Here is a 245-nt window from a genome sequence, read left to right as displayed (position 1 = left end):
CGCAGATGAAAATGAGATGAAAAGAAGAGCCATGCGACAGCTCCAGAGCGACCTCCGTCAAGATGGCACTACAGAAAGGGCAAAGGCAGAGGCAAGAGAGCTACTTCATAAAATGTTTGGCATAGTGCCAGGCACCGTTATTGTACTCGACACTCCAGCAGCCCTTCCACCCACAGCCCAACCAATTCCATTAGACCAACCAACACTTAACATTCAGAAACAAGATGAAATACAATAGACGCAAG

1 pseudogene is annotated in these 245 nt (G+C 47.3%); it reads left to right on the top strand.

The window, feature by feature from the left end:
- Nucleotides 1-238, top strand: a pseudogene (locus QVO39_RS05910) (DUF4230 domain-containing protein); the annotation flags it as partial.
- Nucleotides 239-245: the final 7 nt, after the last annotated feature.

The sequence above is a fragment of the Porphyromonas sp. CAG:1061 genome, assembly GCF_000435035.1.
Lineage (GTDB): Bacteria > Bacteroidota > Bacteroidia > Bacteroidales > Porphyromonadaceae > Porphyromonas_A > Porphyromonas_A somerae.
Note: the sequence above shows the minus strand (reverse complement) of the source record. Positions and strands in the feature narration are given on the sequence as shown.